Origin of the sequence: Aulosira sp. FACHB-615 (assembly GCF_014698045.1) — a bacterium.
Classification (GTDB): Bacteria; Cyanobacteriota; Cyanobacteriia; order Cyanobacteriales; family Nostocaceae; genus Nostoc_B.
Genome location: NZ_JACJSE010000041.1, coordinates 13,162 through 36,525, shown reverse-complemented (window position 1 = coordinate 36,525; position 23,364 = coordinate 13,162). Strand labels below are relative to the sequence as shown.

Below are 23,364 nucleotides of genomic sequence, written 5' to 3'. Positions count from 1 at the left end.
CGAAAATATTAAAAAATAATGATATCTTATCTATCTAGATTAAAAGTAGTTGACATATATCTATCTTAAGATATAGTTTATTTAGTCAATACAGCTTGATAGTTGATTGCTTGCAACAGTGTGAAAACCACGTTGCTACTGAGTAGTATTTCAGTAAATCTATTAGGTGTACATATCCAACTAATAAGTATGAGATTCAATTCGTAAATCTCTGTCCATTTGTTTGGATACAATTTGCTCTGGGATAACAACGCTGTCTGTACCGCAGATATCGGTTTGCTTTTATGCACCTATGTCAGCACTATCAAGTTCAAATTTATTATTACTGCATCAAAAAGTAGAAAAGTGCAGATCACCTACTAATAAATGTGGCGAGTTTTGTAACCACTTACGTTAAATTTTGAAAATACTTAGGAGTCATGAGCATGAGTAATAAACCAGAACAAAGTCCATTAAGCTTTGTTGCTCCTATCAAAGCACCAGTAGCAGATAACTATAAAGCTCTCAAGAAAATTTTAGAATCTGGGACTTTTGGAGCAGCACTAGATGAAGTGGGTACAGTACATTTTGGACGTTTTATGTTCCTTGAACCAGTTACACCAGAATCAGGAGAAGAGTATTATGCTAAATTCGCTCTCTTTACAGCCTATGACGGAGATTTTACAAAATATGTTGATGACTTTGTTGCAGTAGTTGGTGATTTTTTTAATTTACTATTACAGCATTTAGAAGATGGAGATCAGGTAATACCAGTTCAAAAAAATGCTCAAGATTTTGCACAGTATGTACACAAATATGATCAGGAAGTCAAAGTCTGGTATAGTGCTTATCCGAATTTAAATGTAGTTGACATCCGTCAGTTAGTAGCTCAATCATAAGATTATCGCTTTTATCACTTCCTTGCAGCTAAACCTAATTCAGGACAGATGAAGAATTGGCTACTCATATAATTTTAAAAGAAGTTTTACTGTTTAAAAGTTTTCTAAAAAATAGCGTTGTATATTAGCGCAATTAGCTAGAATCTTTACCTAAAAACATTCTTTTAAGATTTTATAGCATAATCATCTATTGGTGTGAAAACCAAACTTAGATGAGGTTTAACACAAGGAAGTGATAATTTTATGACCTGTAATACTAAGGGTATTACGGATATTCGGATTAGCTAAATATTAAGAATATAGGGATACGTTTTGATTACTGAATCTATTTGTGTACGCAGGGAGGAGGTAGTAGGAAAGAAGCTTAATCTGGGTGTACTGATTTTTTTAGAAATCAAACATGATTCCTATAGTAGCATATTTCTCTTTGAAATCAAACAAGAATCAAAGTTGATATGACAATTAGTAAAAATCAAACACAGCTTGATTTCAGTGATATACAGGGTTATATCGTCCGTGGCTATAACATGGATTTTGCAAGACATTTTGTCCTTCAGGTTCAAGATGCAAAAGCTGCCAAAAAATTTATTGGTAACTTAGTAAATGGTAATGAATCAATTCCCCAAATTACTACTGCTGCATTGTGGGAAGTAAAACCGAGTTACTGCTTGAATATTGGATTTACTTTTGAGGGGTTAAAAGCACTACAATTTGGAAATGTTGATCAATCTTTTTCAGATAAGCATTATCTTTCCTTTAAAAAAGGTGCTAATCATCCAGAAATAGCAAAGAAATTAGGTGATGTTGGAGAAAGCTCTCCTGAAAATTGGAAAGGTGGATTAGGAACATCTAATACTCATATTTTACTATCTCTCTATGCTCAAGATAGTGAGATATTAGAGCAACAATCAGATCAACTGCGAATACTTTTTCAGGAAAAACAAGCATTGAAAGAATTATCTTGCTTGGATGGAGCTAAACTTCCTGATGAGCAAGGTAAACCTAGCGATATCATTCATTTTGGTTACAACGATGGAATTTCCCAACCAAAAATAGAAGGTGTTCCCTCAAAGGCTGGACTTCCATCATCTCTCGATCCTCAACCAGTGATTCCTGCTTATGACTTTATCCTACTAGATGAACCAAAAGCTCCTTACTACATACCAACTCCTAATAAGTTGGGTTTAAATGGTAGTTTTGCTGCTTTTCGAGTGCTGGAACAGGATGTAGCTGGATTTGAAAAGTTCCTTCAAGAGCAAAAAGATAAAATTGAGCCAGAAAAACTAGCAGCTAAAATGTGTGGTCGATGGCGCAATGGTGTCCCGCTAGTCCTTTCTCCAGATGCTGACCAACTTTCACCCCCCGAAAAACCAATTACTTACGAACAATTTAATAATTTTAACTATCTTCAGGAAGACCCAAAAGGATATAAATGTCCTATTGGTTCACACATACGGCGCACAAATCCTCGTGATGCGAATATAAAAGGGGTAACAAAAATTCACCGACTCCTCCGTAGGGGAATGCCTTATGGGCCTGCTTATAACCCTAATTGCCCTAATGATGGTTATGAAAGGGGATTACTAGGACTATTCATTTGTGTGAGCCTAGAGCGCCAATTTGAATTTGTCATGGAAGAGTGGGTGAATAAAGGAAAGTTTGCTACTCTGCCTGAAAATGCCCAAGATCCTTTGCTTGGTGTTAATGACAGTAATCAAAGTCAATTCGATATTCCTGTCTCTCCCGACCAACCTTCTATCAAGCTGACTAGTTTTGAGCGATTTGTTAAAACTAAAGGTGGAGCTTACTGTTTTTTACCTAGTATTACCGCCTTGCAATATATAGCTAGTAATTGATGAGTGATGAGTAATGAGTGATGAGTAAATAGGACTGATGCAAAATTATGAGAAGACGTAGACGCGCTCTTCGGCTACTCTTACGAGAACGCCTAACGGCGAAAACGAAGTTATAAGAGTTTGAGAGAGTTCTTGGGTAAGTCCTAGTAAATACTCATAACTCATTACTTATTACTCATTACTTATTACTCATTCCAAAACTGGGCAATGTAATGATGAAGGTGGTTTGGCGATTTGCACTCTCTACTGTGATTATACCGCCTAGATGCTTGACCATTTTCTGCACTAAAGCCATTTCTAAGCCTGTACCACTATATGTCCAGGGGTCATTTTTCATGAGGCGATAGAATGGTTCAAAAATCCGGTGTATTTCACTGGCGGGAATTTCTAAGCCGGAATTGCAAATCTTCAGTTGCACTGCATTAACTGTAAAATCAGCCGAGACGGTGATGATTTCACCTGATGGGGTATTTTTGCAAGCATAGCTTAACAGTTCGGTGACTATGCGTTCTAAATCGGTGATGTCTGTTTCTAGGGGCGGGAGTTGATGATTAATATTGAGGTGTAATTTTTGTTTTTGGCAATGGGAAAGGTCACGAAAGGACTCAACAATAGGTGGTAGCCATGTTTGTAAGTCAATGGTGATCAATGTGGGTATATTTGGTTCGGTTTCAAGATAAGAAAGCTGCATCAAATCGTTGATTAACTTACTTTCTCGCCCACACTCGTTTTGCAAAATCTGCAATAGTTGGGGGACAATTTCGATATCTAGGATGCCTTCTGGGGTTAGCACACTTTCGAGAGTTTGGGCGGCGAGACTAATGCTGGTTATGGGTGTGCGTAGTTCATGGGAGAGGGTTTTTAAGAATTCGTTTTTGCGGCGTTCTTGCTGTTCTAATGTTTGCATTTGTGCTTGAGTGGTGGATGCTGTTTTGGCTTGGCGAAGGGCGATCGCACATTCATTGGCTACCTGTTGTACTAAACTAATTTCCAGTGGCTCAAACATTTCTTGGTTTGGTCGATGCAACCATAAGTTACCCAAAATGCCTTGGTTATCAAAGATTGGACAAGCTAACTGAGTTATAACCTTTAGTTGTGGGTGCCATCCAGGAACAATTTCTAAAGATTGCCAATGTTTTTTGGCTAACAATAGCTGATACACTTCTGGCAAGTCGGCAACTTGGCGGGTTAATCCTTGATATTCCGGGGTGCTAGTGGTGTATTCATAGATAACAGTTGTTTCACTTCCACCAGCATTGTAAGTTTCAATGTAACAAGACTGGAGTTGAAATAACTGAGTTAGTTCTTGAGTGGCTGTTTGCATTACCTGGTTCGTAGATTGATGGTCGCGGATTTGTTCGGTAATGCGACACACTAATGTTTGAAAGTTATTGGCTTGCTGTTTTTGTAGTTCTAGCTGGGTTTGCAAATGCTGTACTTGTTCTTGGAGTTTGGCTTGATGGACTGCTATACCAATTTGATTGGCTAGTTGTTTGAGTAAGTCAATTTCGATTTCTTGCCATTGGTGGGGTTGATGGCAATGTTGGGCGGTGATTAATCCCCAAAGTTTTTGCTGTGACCAAATTGGGACAACTAAATTCGCCCTGATAGGCCAGGATTCCAGCAAATTAACTTGGTCAGGATGTAACCCGGCTGTGTAAATATCTTCAATAATTTGAATGCAACTGCGTCCACTGCGTTCTTGATATTTGCCAATTAAGCTAGGATCGGGGAATTTCTGCCCTAAACAAGAATTGGGGGTGACTGTTGATTCTGCAATGACTACGTTAGTCTCATCAGGCTGCATACAATAAACTAAAATGCGATCGCACCCCAAACAATGCCGCAGTTCTTTAACAAGTTGATGCAGCAATGTATCTAAGTCTAAGGATTCTCGAATCCATTGAGCGATCGCTTCTAGCAGTTGTTCTTGGGCTGTTTGAATTTCTTTTGCTTGGGCTACCTGCTTCACTGGAGTGATGTTACTACTTGTGCCAATCAGTCGATAAATGCGAGAGTTTGCATCTCGCAATGGTGTTAATGTGGTACTCCACCAAGTCGCCACTCCTTGAAATTGCAAGCATTGTTCGTAGGAAATGGTTTTACCAAACCGCACGCAGTCAGCATAATGCTGACGCACATTTGCCGCATCATCAGGCGAGAGAATATCTTCTGGTTTTTTTCCCTTCAGATTCTCAGAACTAATGCCAATCCATCGTTCATGGGTGGGGTTTAAGGCTACGTAGCGAAAATCTCCATCGTCGAGAACATCCACGATAAATATAGATGTCTGCACAGAATTATAGATGCTCAGTAAAAACTGTTCACTACCACTGTGTTTCGCTAATTCTGGATCAAAGAGAATTTGAGAATGCAATTGTTGTTTCAACTCAACGGTTGATTCACCCGGATTTAGATTCATGGGAGAGTCCCTGTCTGCTATTAATGACTCCTCTAAGCGCAACCCCTGATGATGCTAAGTGATGAAAAATGCTTTTTTGCGCTTACAGCAAAGCATTGTCTGTCTTTGCTCAACTGATTTTTCGATCTTTTTCTATTCTTATCAGAAATATCGGAAACTTAATAGCAGTCAACTCAACAAATATATCTCCTTGAAGATCAGAGTGCATTTGCAATCAGATGCAAATTTATTAGTCATTTTTTATTAAGAATGATTTAAGATTGTTGCATACATCTAAGTATACTCAAAAGCAATATTTGCCAAAAATTACATTTCTTAATGTTATTTAAATATGCAGTGCTATTAACAGCATATTAACAAAATATTGCATGATGATTTTGCCTGGATGAGAAATGATAAATTATCGCAATAGTCGGTAAGCATTGATCCCTGTGAAGATGGCAACAACAATCCAAGCAATAGCTAAACCAACAACTTCACCTAAAAACAACCGCGTTAACCGGAGTAATACTATTCCCACAATTGCGCCAATGGGTACAGCCATCGCCCAAGCGATCGCACTCACAAATATCCATTGCCATGACAAAGCTACAGACTTGGGAATCGCTGTCCACTGTGCGAAGCCAATAATCAAACCAGCAACAGCACCTAAATTTGTCCCCCAAAATATTCTTAGGGGTAAAGCTGGTGTATTGGGGACAATCCAACCCACAGCACCCACACCAATAGCCGTGATGATTGCCCAAGCCAACAAAGTCGCTAACACCCAGCGCCCAGATAAAATTTGATGGCGGATGAGTAAACTTTGGGGAAATGCGATCGCCAAACCACCCAAAGAAGCCTGCGCCACCCCCACATCTGGCTTTTCCCCGACTTCAATCCAGCACAAACTGATCAAAAAACCACCCAAAGTAGCGATCGCCCACTGCAAGATAAAACCAACTTGACTTTTAGTAGATGTGAAGAACATGAACTTCTCGCCAGTAAAGCATGGTAGAGATTACTATACAGCGCGAGAAAAATCAAAAAAGTTCAAATTGTTAAAAGGAAGCAGGGAGCAGGGAGCAGTGGGAGAAAGAGTTTTGTCTTTCTCAGGACTTACGCAAAATCATGAAAAAACGAACCGCAAAGAGCGCAAAGGACACGAAGTTAAGAGGATTTGAGAGCAATACGGTTCAGTTAACGTTGTCAGCTTATTGATTTCAGAAGAACCAAGACTTGGGGGATTCTCCCCCAAACCCCCGATTGGGAGACGGTTGCGTCCCCCAAACCCCCTCCAAAAAATAGATATGTTTTATGTGTAGCAGTTAATTTATTTTCTTAACTGAACCGTATTGGATTTGAGAGGGTTCTTGCGTAAGTCCTATTTCTGCACAGATGTGCTGAGTCATAAATGATTTGCCGGACATGATATCAATTTTAGATTTCCGATTCAATCCAAAATCTTTTACCTGCTGAGTGCTGAGTGCTGAGTATTGAGTATTGAGTATTGAGTAAAAATGCTAGTCGCACCTTCATACTTGCCGATGAAACTTGTTTCATCGGGACTGCCTCCTGCCTCCTGCCTTCTGCCTCCTGCCTTCTGCCATACAACATGAAACAATAGGCTTGTTAGCAATCTCTTTTAAACCGACATCTCCTAGTAATTTCTGCCAATCTTGCATCAAGGATTTGCTTTGGGGATTGCGGCGGCGGAGTTGGGCTAATTGGGTTAAAGCATCGTACCAAATGCCTTTTTGAGCATACAAAATAACTTGCTGGCGATTCACGGAAGGAGTATGTTGAAATTTGACTCGTTGAATCCAGCCATTGACATTGATTGATTCATTGTCACCCTGACAATTGATGTTTAGGGATAAATACCAATGATAGTTTTTATCTGGTTCGAGTTTAACTGTGGATGGCAGACTGAGAGCGATCGCACCTGGTGTTTCCTTAACAGTGAAAGTTCTTTGATAAATTTGCTTGTAATTTCGCTGTTCGCGGCTAGTTTCGTCCCATAATTCTAATTCAGCGCCCTGAATATCTTTGGCCTGGTAAGGAACATAAAACCAGAGTGTCGGAGAGGCGCTAACCGTTAAGCCCCAAACATGGCTCATTTTTGGTTCTGATTCCACAGCCGGAACTATAGCGGTGAGACGCTCTTTAATATCTAGGGCGGTGCAATTGCGACCGTCACGAGTTCCCCCACCTTGGCGATTTCCCGGTGCGCCTCTGGATGATAACGGTGGTTGATTAAAAATTACCGCAGAAATTCTAGAGGGTGTTGACTGGGACTGCTTGATGGGGGATGAAACTTCTCCCTGATTCACAGCTAAAACCCATACCAAACCTAATCCTATCAACCGCATCATGATTTCCCTCCCAAATGCCGCTTTAAACCAGTTTTAATCACGTAGGTAATTGCCAAAGCAAATACTGATGGTATCACTGGGAGACAAAGACCGCTCAAGAAGAAGCCAAAACACAGACTAACAAGGATAACACTGGCTGTTACAGCTAAAACTCGACGATATAAAACCGAGTCAAATCTCCAAACACATAAACCCCCAATTAGTGACCAACTCCAGATCCAAATCACATCCCAACCCTGGGGCCAAAACTTTAGTAAAGGGCGTTCTTGTTGAGCGATACTGAGCATTTGACTCACCATTTGGGCGTGAATGACTATACCGGACATTTTTTTGTCAACTTCTTTACTAAAGGGAGTAAAAAAGCGATCGCCAATCGAGGGTGCTGTGACACCAATCAAAATAATCCGATCTTTCACCCACTGGGGTGGTAAATCATTTTTGAGAACGGCGGCTAAGGTAACTTCCCTGGCAACTTTTTGCGCTGAACGGTAATTGAGTAAAACTTGATGACCACGCGGATCAATGTTGTGATAAAAACCAGTATGATTTTCCAAAGGCTGAAAAACAGTCGAGCCAAGCTGCAAGTTGCCCTCTGATGTGGCTTGTGGTTTGATGCCCTCAAAATCGAGGTAACGCCAGGCTAATTTGGCACTGAAGGCAAATGAAGACTGACACCGGGAATTTCCTGGATCTATATGTAACAAAGAACGCCTGATTATGCCATCTGATTCCACTACAAAATCACTAAAACCCACATTGCTTGGCGGACTAGTAGGGGGAGGTGCAACACCAAATTTATCAGTGTTCGACTCTGGTTTGCTGACTTCGCAAGTTGTTACCAGCCGGGAGTTTTTCGGGATGTGGGCGGCTAGTTCCCGGTGTCCCGGTTCCACTGGTAAATCGCGGTAAATATCTAAGCCAATCACTCTGGGTTGATAGGCCTGGAGTTTCTCTAGGGTTTGCCAAATTACGCGATCGCTCAAAGGATACCGCCCTTGCTCTTGAATATCTTGTTCTGTAACTTGGACAATCAAAAGACGCTCATCAATTCCGCTATCTGGTTGTAAGCGCATAAATAAATCAAAAGCCCACAATTCTATCGGCTGGAGTCCACCTAAAAACCGCAATGTCATAATTAAGCCAGTCGCCAGTAAACTCCGTACCAAGATATCTTGCAAATCTTTCCAGTCTAGCCGACGACGGTAATTAGGAAGGCTGATCGGCCGCAAATCTTTCCAAGTCGGTGTTACTTGGGCGGGATTTTGGTAAATCATCGGTAGCCAAGTCGCCCCCGGTAAATCCGTAAATTCCTCTAGTCGTTCTTGAGCGCGGCGCACAGCAGTGTATAAAGTTTGTCCCGCCGCATATTCCCGCAAGAATTCTTTGAGAAACGATTGAGCAACGACATCGGGGACAATCTCTTGCATAACAATAATCACCGGGACGTGTAAATCAGCTAACTGTTGCGCTAGTCCCAAACCTTCACAGGAGTTAAAAATGGCAATCTTTAACCCTTTTTGCATCGCTTCCCGAAAAGCATGTTTAAATTGCTCAGTTTCGATGCTTTCTCTAGTACTAAGACTAATGCGGCCTCTTTGTTCTACAGTCTGACTATGGCCAGCAAAAAAGAAAATATCCCAGCCTTGGGGATTTCGGAGTTGGGTAATTAATTCTCGCCCTTGGGGTTGATGACAAAAAACTGATTCTGTTTGTGGAAGATTGGCGATCGCCTGACGATCTGCTTCTAAATCTAGGTGTTGATGATCACCAAAAATTGCCAGCAACCGGACGCGATCGCGTGGCGTTTGCTGTTTCCCAACTTCCCAAGCTTCATATTCTATCGGACTATAGCTAACACCGACATTTGGATAACTTGCTAGTAAATCCCAGGTATGCCAAGGTAACTTCCATAACATTACTTCCTTGGCTTTAATCGCTAACCGCAGAGTATCCGGCTGACTGGCTAACTCTTTACTCAACCTTTCCCGAATTTTTTGCCAACCGACTTCCCCCGATGCTTGCAACCATTGATTGAGGTTGGTTTCTACTTGTCTCATTCTTTGCCAACAGTCAGCCGCGATTTCCTTAGTTGCGCGATTCGTCGGTAAGCTTTCCTCAATTTCCCAACCATCATAGCGGGCAATCGCAGTGAGATTCCGAAAAGATTGTTGCCACAAAAAATACAAGCCTTCAATCTCAGTATTAGCTCCCAACCTACCTTCAATTTCCCCCACCGAAGAACCGCCATCTTCCCTCAGTTCTAGGGATACTTCAAACCCTTGAGCAAAATCTCCCCTACCAATTTTGAGAACTGCTACCCTGCTCATCGCTGCTTTCCAGTTAATTTTTTGTCTTACGCAGAGACGCAAAGATTAACACAATAATATCGTCTAATTTGTTCACGCAATAAAAGTCTCACTCACGCTGACTTTATCCAAAGTTACCTGCACTTGGAATTGAGTTCCTGGCGGGGGACTAAAACCCAATTGCAGAATTTTGTCTTTCCCTGCGCCTTGTTCGTCACTTCTTGTTTCTGCTTGCAAACGAGTTTCACCACCAGCAATTACGCTCAGTGTCAGATGGGGTGGTAGTTGATGTTGCTGGTTGATTGGCTGCACTTGTAACCGCACTCCGATTTTTGATTCTGTTTTGGGACGAATAGTGACAACCAGAGCCATTTGACAACCCGCCAATTGCAAGCCCAAATCAATCAATCGGGCTTTACTGATGCCGGCTTGGGGATGATCAGGGGCGATTTTGCCTAAACTTAAAGCCGCTTCCCAACGGGTTTCCTCATCCTGGGCAACTTGTAACAATTCTACCAACGCCGCGATCGCCTCTGGATGACCGACACCAATTTGTCCTAACACCCCGGCGGCTTGAGCGCGTTCTTTTTCTGGGCGATTGGATTTGAGGAGGCGAATTACTGGCGCGATCGCTTCCACAGAAACTTGCTCTTCCGCACCCCGCACAGCACTGAATTCTGGTGGTGTTAAAACTGACTCTACCGCTTGCCAAATTTCTGCAATCATACTGTCAGCCATTTGTAACCACTGACGCAAGTTGACGACAGCTAAATTCGGCAGTGATAACCGTTGCTGGTAGAGTTTTTGCCGCAACTCTTCATTGACTAGCAATGCTGCCCATTGTTCAAATGTTACCGCTAATCTAGGGGAGTATAAATCAGGATTACTGATTTGTGTGCATAAATCTGCCACTACTGCTGTAGATAACTGCGGTGGCGCTGCTGTTTGGGGACGAGAATCTGGTTGGGGCAGGAGGAGCAATTGTGTGATATCTTCCGTCAAGACAGCCTGATTAATATAGTAAGAGCGATCGCCCTGATCATATATCCCCCGACTCTTCAATTTTTGATAGCTGACATATCCCCACAACCGCAGCCAAGATTGCTCAGGCTCACCTAAATTAATCTGCACAGCCAGATAATAATCTTTTCGCCAGCTAGGAATATCAACCCACTCGCCGGGAACAACAAATTCCTCTAAATCACTCGTTTCACTGGGAATTAAAACTAATCTAATGTCACCTAAATCAATAGGAGTTCCATTCACAAATTCCCACAGGGAGTTACAAGTATTGGCGGCAATAATATTATTGATGTTCACATTAGCATCTTCTTCTGCTAACCAAGCCTCTAACCAAGGTACAAAAGACTTGAAACACAGATAATTAAGATAAGCTTGACAGCAAGCTGCGGCATTAGTATGAGCTTGAGATTGCTGCCAAGCTTCTTCTTGCAGTTTTGGTGATAACGGCAAGCATATATGATTCGGATAAATCGTGGCAATTTTTTGCAAATTCAGCATTTTCCTTCCTCAACTTCTCTGAATTTCTTGATAGAGCAAGTTTGTCGATAGCCAATCTTCAATTATTTCTCCAACTTGTTGAATTTCCGTTTCTAAAGAAATACCAAACTTCTGATCAATCCTCTGGAGAAAAGAACGCTGCAACTGCTGTTTAGCTGTAGTAATTGTTTGAGCATCACTATTAGATTTGAGGATTTTTTGAGCATATTTTTGCCATAAAATTTCTTGGGATGGTGATTCTAATTGGGTAAACGATTTTAATAATTCAGCTTGAATTAAATTTTGATAATAGTTTTTTAGCCATGATTTGATATAGTTATTTTGCCATTGCTTGAGGATATTTAAGAAATTGCTCTGTAATTCATCTTCAGCTATAATTAGTTTTTGTGTTACTTCTTCTTGAGTAAGAGATTTATTCTGAGTAATAATTTTAGTTAGCTCAGTAATATTCAGTTTTTGACCATATTTAAGTTTAATGATTTGTTGTAACTCAGGTGCTAAATCTGCAAGTGCAGCAATTAATTGAGAGGCAAGGGGATTAGCTACTAGATTAAAATTGCTAAATTTCTCATTTAAAAATGTTGTGATATAAGCTGTCGGATTCAACTGTTCACGGGTTAACTCCTGAAACTTTTCTAATAATGGCGTTTCTATATACTTGGAAATATAGCGCGAGACGGTTCCTTGATGGACGTTCATTCTACTAGCAAACTGTTCTTGAGTTAACAGCGCCAAGCGATGGGGATAGCACAAAGGCATCACAGCCTGACGGTAAGATGTGGGAATTTGGCTGCGAATTTTAGCTAAATTCTGCTCAATCAATTCAAGTTCGCTACGCAAAATTAAGTCTACTGCTGCTAAAGATTCTGCGTTTTCTGCTTCTGTTTCTCCCACTTCCCAAAAGTTGAAACTGGCTGTATCTGGCTGTTCATTACTATTAGCATCGTAAGGCACTTCCTTAATTTGCTCCGATTGTTGTAAAGCTTCAATACAGGTATTCATCCATTTTTGAATCATGATTGGTGTGATGGCTACACCAACGGCGACTTGCAGGGGTGCGCCTGGTTGAAATCTCTGAGAATTATAATCTTTAGCCGTTTGGACAAAATCTGAAAATTCTGGTTCTGGCCATTTTCCCCCGCCTTGTCTTTGAGGATGGTAGACGCGGTTGTTTTTGTAAACAGGAATAAAATATTGCCAAGCAAAAAGATATTGGGAAATTTCTGGTTCCTGTTTACCAGTGCTTTGCAATGCTGCTTTCAGGCGTTCGGCTGCGGTTTGCAATTTTCTGCGACTATTAATATCAACATCGCATAATAGATGCCAGGGTGATTCCCAATTGATATGCTCACGAGTGACATTTCTCAGTACCCCTAAGATATAGGTTTTGAGACTTGCACCACTATTGTCATTAGTTTTGTACTTATTGAGATATTGCTGTAATTTTTCGCGGTTACACAGGTGTTCGTTAGTCAGAGCATATAAATTTTCGGCATAAGCAGCGTAAAACGGCAAACGACACCAATTGCGCCAAATGAGGTAACAGCGATCGCGATCGAAGTAAGCTAATAAGTGCCAGTGAGCTAACTTTTTCTCTGTTTCCGCTTGGGAATCATCATTGAGAATTGTAACAAAATGATCCACATAGTCGCTCTCACCCCATTGGGGATGCAACCGCACCAGTTTTTCTATTCTCTCTCGCAAACGATTTTGAATTAACCGTTTGAAAGGAGGATAACCACTAGTTTCTGTAAAGTCATACAAAGTCCAGAATTGATCATTCATTTGCAGAGATTTTCCGCTTAATGTTTAGTAGCTTGCTCCTTGAGCGCAAGAAGCTAGTTTAACAGAGCTTTTCAGAACTTACGCACTAGTGCCGCTACGCGGAAGTCAAAAGTCAAAAGTCAAAAGTCAAAAAGCTTATATCAAAAGCTTTTCACTAACTTGAGATGGTATCTTTATTTCCGCCGCGTTGTACTAGTAACAGAAGACTAAACACAGAAAAGCCAGTGCGTTGCTTTGATTGTCAAAGTCATAGCAACTAGCACAACACCAAAAAATGAAAGTTGCAGATGATTTTTGCGTAAGTGTTACTTTTTTAGGAGAACTTGATTTTATTTTTCCATATTATTTTCATGGAAGAGACAACAATTTTGTAATTCAAGCAAAATTGTCACCGTTCAAGGAGTAATAAAAAAATGAGGGCAACAGATTTTAGCCAGATGATTTAGCCTGTTCCCCTCAAATTTATCAGCTTGATAATTAGCTTTTGAGACGCACAGTCTACAGTGGTGCGATAACAGGGAAATCAATTCCACTAAATGCAGGGTTTTGTGTAGTGTTAGTTCTCTGCATAGTTACCACGAATGAGTAAAGTCTGTCCAAACCTACATCGTGGATCAGATCCACAAATCGGGTTGTATTATCTATGATGTTGAACCCATTAGAACTCCATGTACCACCGACTGGTGTCAAACCATTAGCGTCTCGGTAGGTAAGGTTTACCTTAATTTCCGATGCCGTTCCGATTCCGTCACTATCTCGATAATAGACTCGGTATCTGGAGATATCGTTGTCGTTGGAAAAATCAACTAGTGTGTTGGCGTTAATTGGCAGTGGACAGTAAAGGGTGACTGTACCAGTAGCAGAGCCATTGAAAACATAAGCTCCGTTCGAGATGACAACTGACGCATCCCCACTGTCACTATTTGGGCGACAGGCGGTAGCAGGGACAGTTGTCGCTAGTATATCCCGATCATTGGCTGATGCAACACTAGGAACAATCAAGGACGCGGCAATGGTGGCGGCTGCTAAGAAGTTTTTTGAGATAAACATAAGAAATCCTTTGACTAGTTATTGTTATTTGGGGTTTGAACCCTTTGATTTGGTTATTGGGATAGGATTTGCTAATTTATGCACTTCCAGCAATTCACAGTTAAAAAAAGCCCTTTGTAAAGGATTGTTAACAAAAAAAATAATCACTACAACCCAATCAGGGTAGTAATTTCAGCAATTTTACTGGCTACAAAAACATTTATAACTCAGGGATAAGTACATAAATCAAAAAAGCCTATCCCATTAACTCTAATGAAAGGGTTCAAACGCAACGATGTAAAGGAAGCGAGTTAAATTCACTGTCGCTCATCACATCGTTAAGTAAACACCTTTTTAAGAAGTAAAAAGTAAGAAGTAAAAATTAAAAAGATAATCACCATAAATAAATTTAGGTGCTTATAACAATTATTCTTTTTCTTTCTTTGGCTTTTGGCTTTTTACTTGTGCCTTGTTCATTCAACATTTTACGTCATTTAAATTAAGGAGAAAAACCATGTCTAACTTTGACATTATTCGCGCTTGGAAAGATGAAGACTACCGCAACAGTTTGAGTGATGAACAACGTTCTCAATTACCTGAAAACCCAGCAGGTTTGATTGAACTTCCCGATGCAGAATCCAATGCTTTATCCGGGGGTGGTTGTTCACTATTTACAGGGACTTGTGGACGTGTCTGTGAAAGACTTACACCCCAGTACGGTTGTACAGGCTGTGACAATGGCGGTTTGACAACCTGATAGTATGAGGCTGAATGTGATTGCTTGAGATAGAAATCAGGCGATCGCACTTAATTCCTGCGTCAATTACTAACAAGATTGGGTAGGATATAACCTGCCCAATTACATCTTAAACAATACTCCGATTTCTCCCGGTGAAAATATCTTATTTAGGTTTTAATTTCAGGGAAACTTATGTCAACAGCAGATAATAATATACGTACATTAACAGATAAAAAGTACGAAATAAACTTAGCTAATAAAATCAACCAATCCAGCACAATATCTTCTACTTGGTATCAGGCTATCACTTTATCTGAGCGTATTCAAAAACAGTTAAGCTCTAAAAAAGTTGATGCTGAACTTGCCGCGCGGCGTGTACAAAAATGGCAGTCACAATCTAGTTTTGCTGATCAAGCTGACTTCGCTCAACGTTTAGCAAGTAATGGCATCAGTGCAGAGGAATTTTTCAACTTACTTGGTGAACCGATTGAGGCAGTACGAGAACGTTATCCCCACACCCCACAATGGTTAACAGATATCATCTCAGCCTTTGCTCACCCGGTTGCTGCTAATTTACCGCCACTTCCCCAGAAATTGCAAAATGCAGAAATGAGTGGTTTTTTGGATGTGATCGCACCATTAATTAGCCAAGGATGCGATCGTTTGCAAGCAGGTATCGCTGCGTTAATTGCCACGCAATCTGATTTACCTTTTGTTTCCAGCACGATTGTAGAATTGCTGTTTGCCAATTTACCAGAAAAGTTACTGGCAATGTTAAGCCGGACAATGGTATTAGAACTCAACGTTGCCCGTCTGCAAGGCAATCTCCAAGGGGAAACACCCAAAGAAAGATTCCAAAGCTTCTTAACACAATTACACCAACCTGAAACAGCGTTCAACTTGTTGCAAGAGTATCCGGTTTTAGCTCGTCAACTTGTAACTTGCATCGAACAATGGGTAACATTTAGTTTAGAATTTCTGCATCATTTATGCTCTGATTGGCAAGCAATTAAAACTACTTTTAGCCCTGATCAAAATCCAGGATTATTGATAGCATTAGACATGACTGTAGGCGATCGCCACAGAGGTGGACGCAGTGTGTCCATTGCCAAATTTAGTTCTGGTTGGCAACTGGTTTATAAGCCGAAATCATTATCTATAGATATTCATTTTCAAGAGTTTTTAACTTGGCTAAATCAACGCAGCGATCTGCCAGCATTCCGCACGCTGAAAGTTCTCAATCAAGGTACATACGGCTGGGTTGAGTTTGTGGAAATGCAAAACTGTTCCTCCTCAGCCGAAGTTGAGCGATTCTACCAGCGTATGGGGGGATATCTGGCATTACTTTACGTTCTAGAAGCCAGAGATTTTCACTTTGAGAATTTGATTGCAGTGGGGGAACATCCAGTTTTAATTGACTTGGAGGCACTTTTTCATCCGCGTCTGGAAGAAGGCGATCGCCACCAAGTACATCAGTTTGCCAATAATATTATGTATGACTCAGTTTTGCGCGTCGGACTACTACCCTATCGCGCCTGGGCAAACGCTGAGTCTGGAGGCATTGATCTGAGTGGTTTAGGCACGGTAGGCAAACAGCTAACACCAGACCGTCTTCCTTACTGGCAAGGTGTAGGTACAGATGAAATGCAACTCCAGCGCCAGCAAATGGAAATGCTAGGACAGCAACATCGACCAACGCTCAATGGTCAAGAAATTCATGCCTTAGATTATATAGAATTTCTCATTTCTGGATTCACCAAAATTTATGGATTGTTGTTACAACACCGCGATGAGTTACTAACAGAAAATAGTCCACTTACTTGGTTCGCTAACGATGAAGTGCGAGTTATCCTGCGTCCAACGCGAACTTATGGACTGTTGTTTATGGAGAGTTTTCATCCCGACATTCTACGCAACGCTTTGGATCGGGATTGCTACTTTGACAGACTGTGGGCTGAGGTCAAAAGTTACCCAGATATAGCTAGAGCGATCGCCTTTGAACAAGCAGATTTACAAAATGGTGATATTCCACTGTTTGTTACTCATCCCAATTCACGAGATATGTGGAGTAGTTCTCATGTCCGCATCGCCAACTTTCTCCAAGAACCAAGTGCGATCGCAGTTCAACGCTGTCTGCAACAACTCAGCGAAACTGATCTCAAACAACAAATATGGTATATTCGCGCTTCCTTAAGCACCCTGGCGCTCAACGTCGAGCAGCAAGCGTCTCACCCCAGTTACTCTGCGATCAAATCTCAGACTGCGATTAACCGGGAACAGCTATTAACGGCGGCTCAAGTAATTGGCGATCGCTTAGAAGAACTAGCACTGCGCGACAAAAATCATGTAACTTGGATTGGTTTAACACCTACCATCACCAGTCAATTATCTCTAATTCCCTTGGGGTTGGATCTTTATGGTGGTGTGGCTGGGGTGGCGCTTTTCCTCGCCTACCTTGGTGCTGTCACTAAACAGGAACGCTACATAAAGCTGGCAAAATCTGCACTGAAGACATTACAACAACAGACTCAGCTAGGTAAATCATTTCTCAAGTTAATTGGTGGATTTAGCGGTTGGGGAGGTGTGATTTATACTTTGACTCATTTAGGAGTATTGTGGGAGGAGCCAGAGCTATTGACTGAAGCGGTAGCCCTCTTAGAAATTCTCCCCGATGCCATCAAGCAAGACGAACAATTAGATATTATCGGCGGTGCAGCCGGATGTATTATCAGCTTAATTAACCTGCATAGATATAAACCCAGCGATCGCATAATCGAGGTGGCGCGTCAATGTGGCGAAAGGCTTCTCACCAAAGCCCAATCTATGGATAAAGGCATCGGTTGGGTAATTCGTCACGCCGGTACCAAACCTCTAGCTGGATTCTCTCACGGTGCAGCCGGAATTGCTTTGGCGTTGCTAGAATTAGCCGCCTTAACTGGTGAAATACGTTTTCGCACAGCCGCACTGGAGGCGATCGCCTACGAGCGCAGTCTTTTTGCCATCCAGGAAGGAAATTGGCTGGATCTACGCGACTTGGAAGTTCCCGGAAAAGATGTTAGTGATTCCCAACCAGCTTTGATGACAGCCTGGTGTCATGGCGCACCCGGTATTGGCTTGGCTCGATTACTTTCTTTGCCATACATTGATGATGCAGAAATTCGTGCCGAAATTAACACAGCCCTAAAAACCACTATCAACCAGGGCTTTGGTAGCAACCATTCTCTCTGTCACGGAGATTTAGGCAATTTAGAATTACTGTTGCAAGCCAGTCTCACCCTAGATGATCCACAGTGGAAAACTCAAGGCGATCGCTTGGCTGCTGCCATTCTTGAAGGTATCAATCAACACGGCTGGCTATGTGGTGTTCCCTTGGGAGTTGAGACACCAGGACTGATGACTGGACTAGCTGGTATTGGTTATGAATTACTCCGCCTCGCTGCACCAGAAATTGTTCCCTCAGTTTTGGGACTAGAACCGCCCAAAGTTAATAAGTAGTTGGACAAAATTAAATTCATTCGTGGTGATAGGGAACAGGGAAAAGAAAACATGAAATACCACTTAATTCAACAACATAGTGAAGAAGACTGCGGTGCTGCTAGTCTTGCAACAGTGGCTAAACATTATGGTAAAACCTTTAGCATGACTCGCTGTCGGGAAGCGGTCGGGACAGGACAGCAAGGAAGTACTTTATTAGGATTGAAACAAGGCGCAGAAATTCTGGGTTTCAATGCACGAGCCGTAAAAGTACCTCTGGAGACTTTCAACGAAATCACCCTGCCTTTACCCGCGATTATCCACTGGAAAGGCTATCATTGGGTGGTTTTCTACGGACAACAAGGTAATAAATACGTCGTTGCTGACCCAGGTGCAGGTATCCGTTATCTAGAAAAAAAGTGGTTTTTAGAAGCATGGACAAACAAAGTTATGCTGCTGCTGGAGCCAGATCCAGTGCGCTTTTTTACCCAGGAAGATGAACCAGAGAAAATTGGCGGTTTTGGTCGCTTTCTGCGGCGTGTTGCCCCTTATCGCGGCATTCTAAGCCAAACCTTATTACTCAATTCGGTTTTAGGTTTACTTTCCCTTGCTTCGCCCTTTTTGTTGCAAATTCTTACCGATGATGTGCTGGTGCGGGGAGATACGCAACTCTTAACTAGTGTTGCCATTGCTGTGATTGTGATGCACTTAGTTAGTAGTAGTTTGCGGTTGGCACAATCAAATCTGGTCGCCCATTTTTCGCAACGGTTACAACTAGGACTAATTTTAGAATTTGGCAGGCAGATTTTACGCTTACCTTTAAGCTACTATGAATCTCGGCGCAGTGGTGAAATTGTCAGTCGCCTAGAAGATATTCAACAAATTAACCAATTAATTTCGCAAGTTGTTGTCAGTCTACCTAGCCAATTTTTTATCGCTTTAGTATCTTTAGGTTTCATGCTGTTTTACAGTATTAAGCTTACAGTATTAGCTGGGGCGATCGCTCTCTTGATGACCCTATCTACAGTAGTTTTTTTACCCACCTTACAACAAAAAATTCGCAGTGTTCTAGTGTTATCCGCCGAAAATCAAGGTGTTTTGGTAGAAACATTTAAAGGTGCTATTACCCTAAAAACTACTACTGCGGCTCCGCAATTCTGGGAAGAATTTCAAAGTCGATTTAGTCGCCTCGCTAACTTGACTTTCCGCACTATGCAAATTGGTATTGTTAACGGCATATTTTCTAATTTAATATCCAGCATTGGCAGTATTACTTTAATTTGGTTTGGTAGCAGTTTAGTTATTCAGCAAGAATTATCTATTGGGATGCTTTTAGCTTTTAATAGTATGAATGCTAATTTTACCAACTTTATTCAAACTACTATCGATTTTGTTGACGAATTTACCCGTGCCAAAACTGCTACCCAACGGCTCACAGAAGTTATTGATGCGACCCCAGAAACTTTAGACCATAATCAAAAGCCTTGGGTAAACATTCCAGGCAATGCAGATATCACCTGTACCAACCTCAATTTTCATCATCCTGGGAGAGTGGAACTACTGCAAGATTTCTCGCTGACAATTCCTGGGGGTCAGGTTATTGCTTTAATTGGTAAATCTGGCTGTGGTAAAAGCACTTTGGCAAAATTGATTGCAGGTTTATATCAACTCCAGTCGGGTAATATTCGCTTTGGTATTTATAATTTAGATGATCTTTCTTTAGACTGTTTCCGTCAACAAGTGGTGCTAGTACCGCAAGATGCACACTTTTGGAGTCGGTCAATTATTGAAAACTTCCGTTTAGGTTCACCTCATATTAGCTTTGAACAGATTGTCAAAGCTTGTCAAATTGCTGGGGCTGATGAATTTATTAGCAATCTCCCCGACAAATATCAAACCGTATTAGGAGAATTCGGGGCGAATCTTTCAGGGGGACAACGGCAGAGGTTAGCCATTGCTAGAGCGATTGTGAATAACCCGCCAGTGTTAATTTTAGATGAATCGACGGGCGCACTTGACCCAGTGAGTGAAGCTCAAGTCTTAAATCAGTTACTCGCTCATCGTCAAGGTCAAACCACTATTTTAATTAGTCACCGTCCCAAGGTTATTCAGCAAGCTGATTGGATTGTGATGTTGGAACAAGGAAAATTAAAAATTCAAGGTTCTCCAGAGGCTTTGTGTCATCAAGCCGGAGAGCATTTAGATTTTCTTGATGCTGGGAATTTATCAGTTAGTAAAAATTCTTGCCACTGTTATCCGAATGCAAGTTTCCCCAGTAGCATTCGCTAATTTCTACCGTACTCAGTACTCAGCACTCTTCATCAGGAATACTGTTATGCTTAGTCAGTTTAATGCAGACTCTTTGCCCCCAGTGGAAGACCATGAATTTCTGCCACCGTTGAGTAATTGGGTGAAAATTGGCAGTTTGATACTTGTGGGTGCTGTGGGGGGTGCGATCGCTTTATCTTCGATCATCGAATACAGAGTCACTGTACTAGGACAGGCGATCGTCCGACCTACGGGAGAATTACGGCTTGTCCAAGCGGCGATGACTGGGCAGATAACCAATGTTTTGGTTAAAGAAAACCAGGCAGTGAATCAAGGAGATGTGCTGGCGACAATAGATGATTCCCGCTTACAAACTCAAAAAAGCCAACTGCAAGGCAACATCCAACAGGCGCAATTACAATTACAACAAATTGATGCTCAAATTCAAGCTCTCCATCGCCAAATTCAAGCGGAAACTGACCGCAAAAATCGTTTAGTGAGTTCGGCGCAAGCTGGATTTAATCGCGCCCAACGCAACTATCGAGAACAGCAAATTACTGTCCAAGCAGAAGTAGCCGCAGCCCAGGCAAATTTAAACAGAGCGCAAAATGAATGGTACAAAGCCCAGATAGAATTACGTGGGGCTGATGCTCAGTTGAAGTCAACAAAGATAGCCATGAGTGCGGCGGAAGCTAAACGCGATCGCTATCAAAAGATAGTTCAAGCGGGTGTTTTGTCTTTGAATCAATTAGAGGAAGTACAGTTAGATGTGGCTCAACAAAAACAAGCGATTGAGATGCGACAAGCGGCGGTAGAAGCACAAAAGCAAATTATTGCCCAACAACAACAAACTGTAGTCGCCGAACAAGCCAAACTGCGCCGCGCTCAAGCTGCACTCAATCCGATTGATGCGGAAGTAGCGATCGCACAAGAGACGATTGCTCAAGAAATTGCCGGTGGACAAGCTACTCTCGCCACTCTCAACCGTGAATTGCAAGCTTTGTTACAACAGCAACTACAAATGAAAAATCAGATCCAGCGCGACACCAGGGAACTACAACAAGTGGTTATGGATCTCAGCCAAACTAAAATTACCGCCAGCGAAACCGGGATTCTCGCGCAACTCAATCTGCGAAATCCTGGTCAATCGGTGCGTCAGGGTGAAGAAATTGCTCAAATTGTCCCTAGCAATGCTCCTTTGGTCATCAAAGCTGCCGTCGCTCCTGATGATGTCAGTAAATTAGCCAAAAATCAAGAAGTCCAGATGCGGGTGTCTGCCTGTCCTTATCCCGATTACGGTACTCTTAAAGGTGTTGTTAGTCAAATTTCTGAAGATACAATCAAACCTTCAGGAAATCAAGTTGTGTCCACCGTTGCCAATAATCCTGTTTCTGCTGTTTACGAGGTGACAATCATCCCCAACAGTTTTAGTTTTGGTAGAAACCAGCACCTATGTCATATTCAAGCGGGAATGCAAGGTAGAGCCGATATTATTTCCCAAAAAGAAACAGTTTTGAAGTTTTTGCTCAGGAAAGCTCGGTTAATTGCCGATGTTTAACCGCCGAAGTCCGCAGAGTTTTTGTTAAGGAAGGTTCTGAAGAAATTCATCTACAGAGTTGACAGCGATCGCCGCAGCCATTAAATTTTCTAGTTGTTCAATGCTCTGATCTTCCAGCCGGTCTTGCACTTCTTGGGGAATTGTACCGAAACGCAGTTGCAATACCTGTATTAACTGTCTTCTCGCACCTTGCTGTACACCTTGTTGTATTCCTTTTTGTAGTCCTTCTGTAAGAATTTCTTGATACCAAGGTGATTCACGTAATACTGTCATATCCCACCTCATAATTTGTTGGACTAAAGGTATGTCTAGTACAAAACTAGCAAAAAATGCTAACAATGGTTCTAACTGATTAAATTGTTCTGAGGTTCGGAGTTGCTGTAATGCACGTTGTACAACTGATGTTTCTGCACCACCTCGTAAAATCGGCACAAATGGCAATAGTGAGGGTAATGGTTGGCTAAACACAATCTCTGCGTCTACTTCCCACAAGTTAATCACGTGATAGTCTTGAATTACTCTTAGTCCCAAAAACTCGGATTGGTAACTACTCACAACAGTGATTGTGGATGGAGGAGGCAAGATATTGATGAGTACTGGATAAATCGGTAGTTGATATTTTTCTTCTGCTAAGGCTGTATAAGCCCTCATACGGAGAGGCATATTTTTTGGGTAACGCAACTGCAACTCGTTGAGAATTAAAAAATCTCCACAGGATTCGCTGTATGCTTTGATTAGCACATCTGTTTCCCGACTAATCCATTGAAATTCAGCACTCAGAATTTCCTGAGCCACGACATCTGGAAGTTGTGTTACCCATTGCGCCCAAGCATTAGGCGCGAGGCTAATTAATCTTTTACTGCCGATATCTGCTGCTTTTGCCACTGGATAATTTTTAAGTTTAACTGTGATCAGTAATCATCATATATATCAGGCGATCGCACTCACTACAAGGTAGCTAAAAACCGCGCCAGCTAGTTGTCATACTACTTCAATTGCTTAACTATCAGACCATGAGTTAAGATTTGGGGGATTCTCCCCCACGCCCCCGATTGGGGGACGGTTGCGTCCCCCAAACCCCCTCCAAAATTATTCTTTGGTCTTTTGTTGAGTCTAGTTATTTTCACTTGGGTAGAATATAAATTCATCTGCGTACCCTGCGGGAAGCCGCTAT

Annotated in this window: 15 protein-coding genes; 6 read left to right on the top strand and 9 right to left on the bottom strand. The window is 41.7% G+C overall.

Features of this window, described 5'->3' with window-relative positions; all coding sequences use genetic code 11:
• Window positions 1-425: 425 nt before the first annotated feature.
• On the top strand, window positions 426-878 hold the full coding sequence (locus H6G77_RS31880; RefSeq protein ID WP_199331718.1) for a hypothetical protein: 453 nt from the start codon (window positions 426-428) through the stop codon (window positions 876-878).
• Window positions 879-1,333: 455 nt separating this feature from the next.
• Window positions 1,334-2,734, top strand: coding sequence for a Dyp-type peroxidase (locus tag H6G77_RS31875; protein ID WP_190873718.1), 1,401 nt, complete (start codon window positions 1,334-1,336; stop codon window positions 2,732-2,734).
• Between the two features lie 178 nt (window positions 2,735-2,912).
• On the opposite strand, the gene H6G77_RS31870 is transcribed toward H6G77_RS31875, so the two are convergent.
• The 8 genes from H6G77_RS31870 to H6G77_RS31840 form a co-directional block, all read right to left on the bottom strand.
• Window positions 2,913-5,156 (bottom strand): GAF domain-containing protein, encoded by a 2,244-nt coding sequence (locus H6G77_RS31870; RefSeq protein ID WP_190873717.1) that lies wholly within the window; start codon window positions 5,154-5,156, stop codon window positions 2,913-2,915.
• A gap of 400 nt (window positions 5,157-5,556) precedes the next feature.
• Entirely contained in the window at window positions 5,557-6,126 is a 570-nt protein-coding gene (locus H6G77_RS31865; protein ID WP_190593179.1) for a hypothetical protein, read from the bottom strand.
• Between the two features lie 449 nt (window positions 6,127-6,575).
• Window positions 6,576-6,698, bottom strand: a complete 123-nt coding sequence (locus H6G77_RS36415) for a hypothetical protein (RefSeq protein ID WP_277880711.1) — start codon at window positions 6,696-6,698, stop codon at window positions 6,576-6,578.
• Entirely contained in the window at window positions 6,695-7,510 is an 816-nt protein-coding gene (locus H6G77_RS31860) for a DUF928 domain-containing protein (protein ID WP_190873716.1), read from the bottom strand. Before H6G77_RS31860 ends, H6G77_RS36415 begins: the two co-directional genes overlap by 4 nt.
• The gene (locus tag H6G77_RS31855) at window positions 7,507-9,837 is read right to left on the bottom strand and encodes a CHASE2 domain-containing protein (protein WP_190873715.1); all 2,331 of its coding nucleotides are present in this window, start codon (window positions 9,835-9,837) and stop codon (window positions 7,507-7,509) included. Before H6G77_RS31855 ends, H6G77_RS31860 begins: the two co-directional genes overlap by 4 nt.
• Before the next feature lie 72 nt (window positions 9,838-9,909).
• Complete coding sequence (locus H6G77_RS31850; RefSeq protein ID WP_190873714.1) at window positions 9,910-11,337, bottom strand: DUF1822 family protein; 1,428 nt, start codon at window positions 11,335-11,337, stop codon at window positions 9,910-9,912.
• A 9-nt stretch (window positions 11,338-11,346) separates the two neighbouring features.
• Window positions 11,347-13,122 (bottom strand): XRE family transcriptional regulator, encoded by a 1,776-nt coding sequence (locus H6G77_RS31845; protein ID WP_190873713.1) that lies wholly within the window; start codon window positions 13,120-13,122, stop codon window positions 11,347-11,349.
• A 498-nt stretch (window positions 13,123-13,620) separates the two neighbouring features.
• Entirely contained in the window at window positions 13,621-14,172 is a 552-nt protein-coding gene (locus tag H6G77_RS31840) for a hypothetical protein (RefSeq protein WP_190593184.1), read from the bottom strand.
• A 493-nt stretch (window positions 14,173-14,665) separates the two neighbouring features.
• On the opposite strand from H6G77_RS31840, the gene H6G77_RS31835 reads away from it, so the two are divergent.
• The 4 genes from H6G77_RS31835 to H6G77_RS31820 all read left to right on the top strand — a co-directional run bounded on the left by H6G77_RS31835 (window position 14,666) and on the right by H6G77_RS31820 (window position 22,190).
• Complete coding sequence (locus H6G77_RS31835; RefSeq protein WP_190873712.1) at window positions 14,666-14,908, top strand: mersacidin/lichenicidin family type 2 lantibiotic; 243 nt, start codon at window positions 14,666-14,668, stop codon at window positions 14,906-14,908.
• A 174-nt stretch (window positions 14,909-15,082) separates the two neighbouring features.
• Window positions 15,083-18,385 (top strand): type 2 lanthipeptide synthetase LanM family protein, encoded by a 3,303-nt coding sequence (locus tag H6G77_RS31830; RefSeq protein ID WP_190873711.1) that lies wholly within the window; start codon window positions 15,083-15,085, stop codon window positions 18,383-18,385.
• Between the two features lie 51 nt (window positions 18,386-18,436).
• Window positions 18,437-20,653, top strand: a complete 2,217-nt coding sequence (locus H6G77_RS31825; protein ID WP_190873710.1) for a peptidase domain-containing ABC transporter — start codon at window positions 18,437-18,439, stop codon at window positions 20,651-20,653.
• 46 nt (window positions 20,654-20,699) lie between these two features.
• Window positions 20,700-22,190: an HlyD family secretion protein gene (locus tag H6G77_RS31820; protein ID WP_190873709.1), complete on the top strand. Its 1,491-nt coding sequence runs from the start codon at window positions 20,700-20,702 to the stop codon at window positions 22,188-22,190.
• Window positions 22,191-22,214: 24 nt separating this feature from the next.
• Here H6G77_RS31820 and H6G77_RS31815 read toward each other — a convergent pair whose 3' ends face one another.
• Window positions 22,215-23,075 (bottom strand): DUF4351 domain-containing protein, encoded by an 861-nt coding sequence (locus H6G77_RS31815; protein WP_190873708.1) that lies wholly within the window; start codon window positions 23,073-23,075, stop codon window positions 22,215-22,217.
• Window positions 23,076-23,364: the final 289 nt, after the last annotated feature.

Excerpts from the sequence above, each read along its gene's own strand:
- H6G77_RS31880 (WP_199331718.1), top strand. The coding sequence starts at position 426 with ATGAGTAATAAACCAGAACAAAGTCCATTAAGCTTTGTTGCTCCTATC.
- H6G77_RS31875 (WP_190873718.1), top strand. The coding sequence starts at position 1,334 with ATGACAATTAGTAAAAATCAAACACAGCTTGATTTCAGTGATATACAG.
- H6G77_RS31870 (WP_190873717.1), bottom strand. The coding sequence starts at position 5,156 with ATGAATCTAAATCCGGGTGAATCAACCGTTGAGTTGAAACAACAATTG.
- H6G77_RS31865 (WP_190593179.1), bottom strand. The coding sequence starts at position 6,126 with ATGTTCTTCACATCTACTAAAAGTCAAGTTGGTTTTATCTTGCAGTGG.
- H6G77_RS36415 (WP_277880711.1), bottom strand. The coding sequence starts at position 6,698 with ATGAAACAAGTTTCATCGGCAAGTATGAAGGTGCGACTAGCATTTTTA.
- H6G77_RS31860 (WP_190873716.1), bottom strand. The coding sequence starts at position 7,510 with ATGATGCGGTTGATAGGATTAGGTTTGGTATGGGTTTTAGCTGTGAAT.
- H6G77_RS31855 (WP_190873715.1), bottom strand. The coding sequence starts at position 9,837 with ATGAGCAGGGTAGCAGTTCTCAAAATTGGTAGGGGAGATTTTGCTCAA.
- H6G77_RS31850 (WP_190873714.1), bottom strand. The coding sequence starts at position 11,337 with ATGCTGAATTTGCAAAAAATTGCCACGATTTATCCGAATCATATATGC.
- H6G77_RS31845 (WP_190873713.1), bottom strand. The coding sequence starts at position 13,122 with ATGAATGATCAATTCTGGACTTTGTATGACTTTACAGAAACTAGTGGT.
- H6G77_RS31840 (WP_190593184.1), bottom strand. The coding sequence starts at position 14,172 with ATGTTTATCTCAAAAAACTTCTTAGCAGCCGCCACCATTGCCGCGTCC.
- H6G77_RS31835 (WP_190873712.1), top strand. The coding sequence starts at position 14,666 with ATGTCTAACTTTGACATTATTCGCGCTTGGAAAGATGAAGACTACCGC.
- H6G77_RS31830 (WP_190873711.1), top strand. The coding sequence starts at position 15,083 with ATGTCAACAGCAGATAATAATATACGTACATTAACAGATAAAAAGTAC.
- H6G77_RS31825 (WP_190873710.1), top strand. The coding sequence starts at position 18,437 with ATGAAATACCACTTAATTCAACAACATAGTGAAGAAGACTGCGGTGCT.
- H6G77_RS31820 (WP_190873709.1), top strand. The coding sequence starts at position 20,700 with ATGCTTAGTCAGTTTAATGCAGACTCTTTGCCCCCAGTGGAAGACCAT.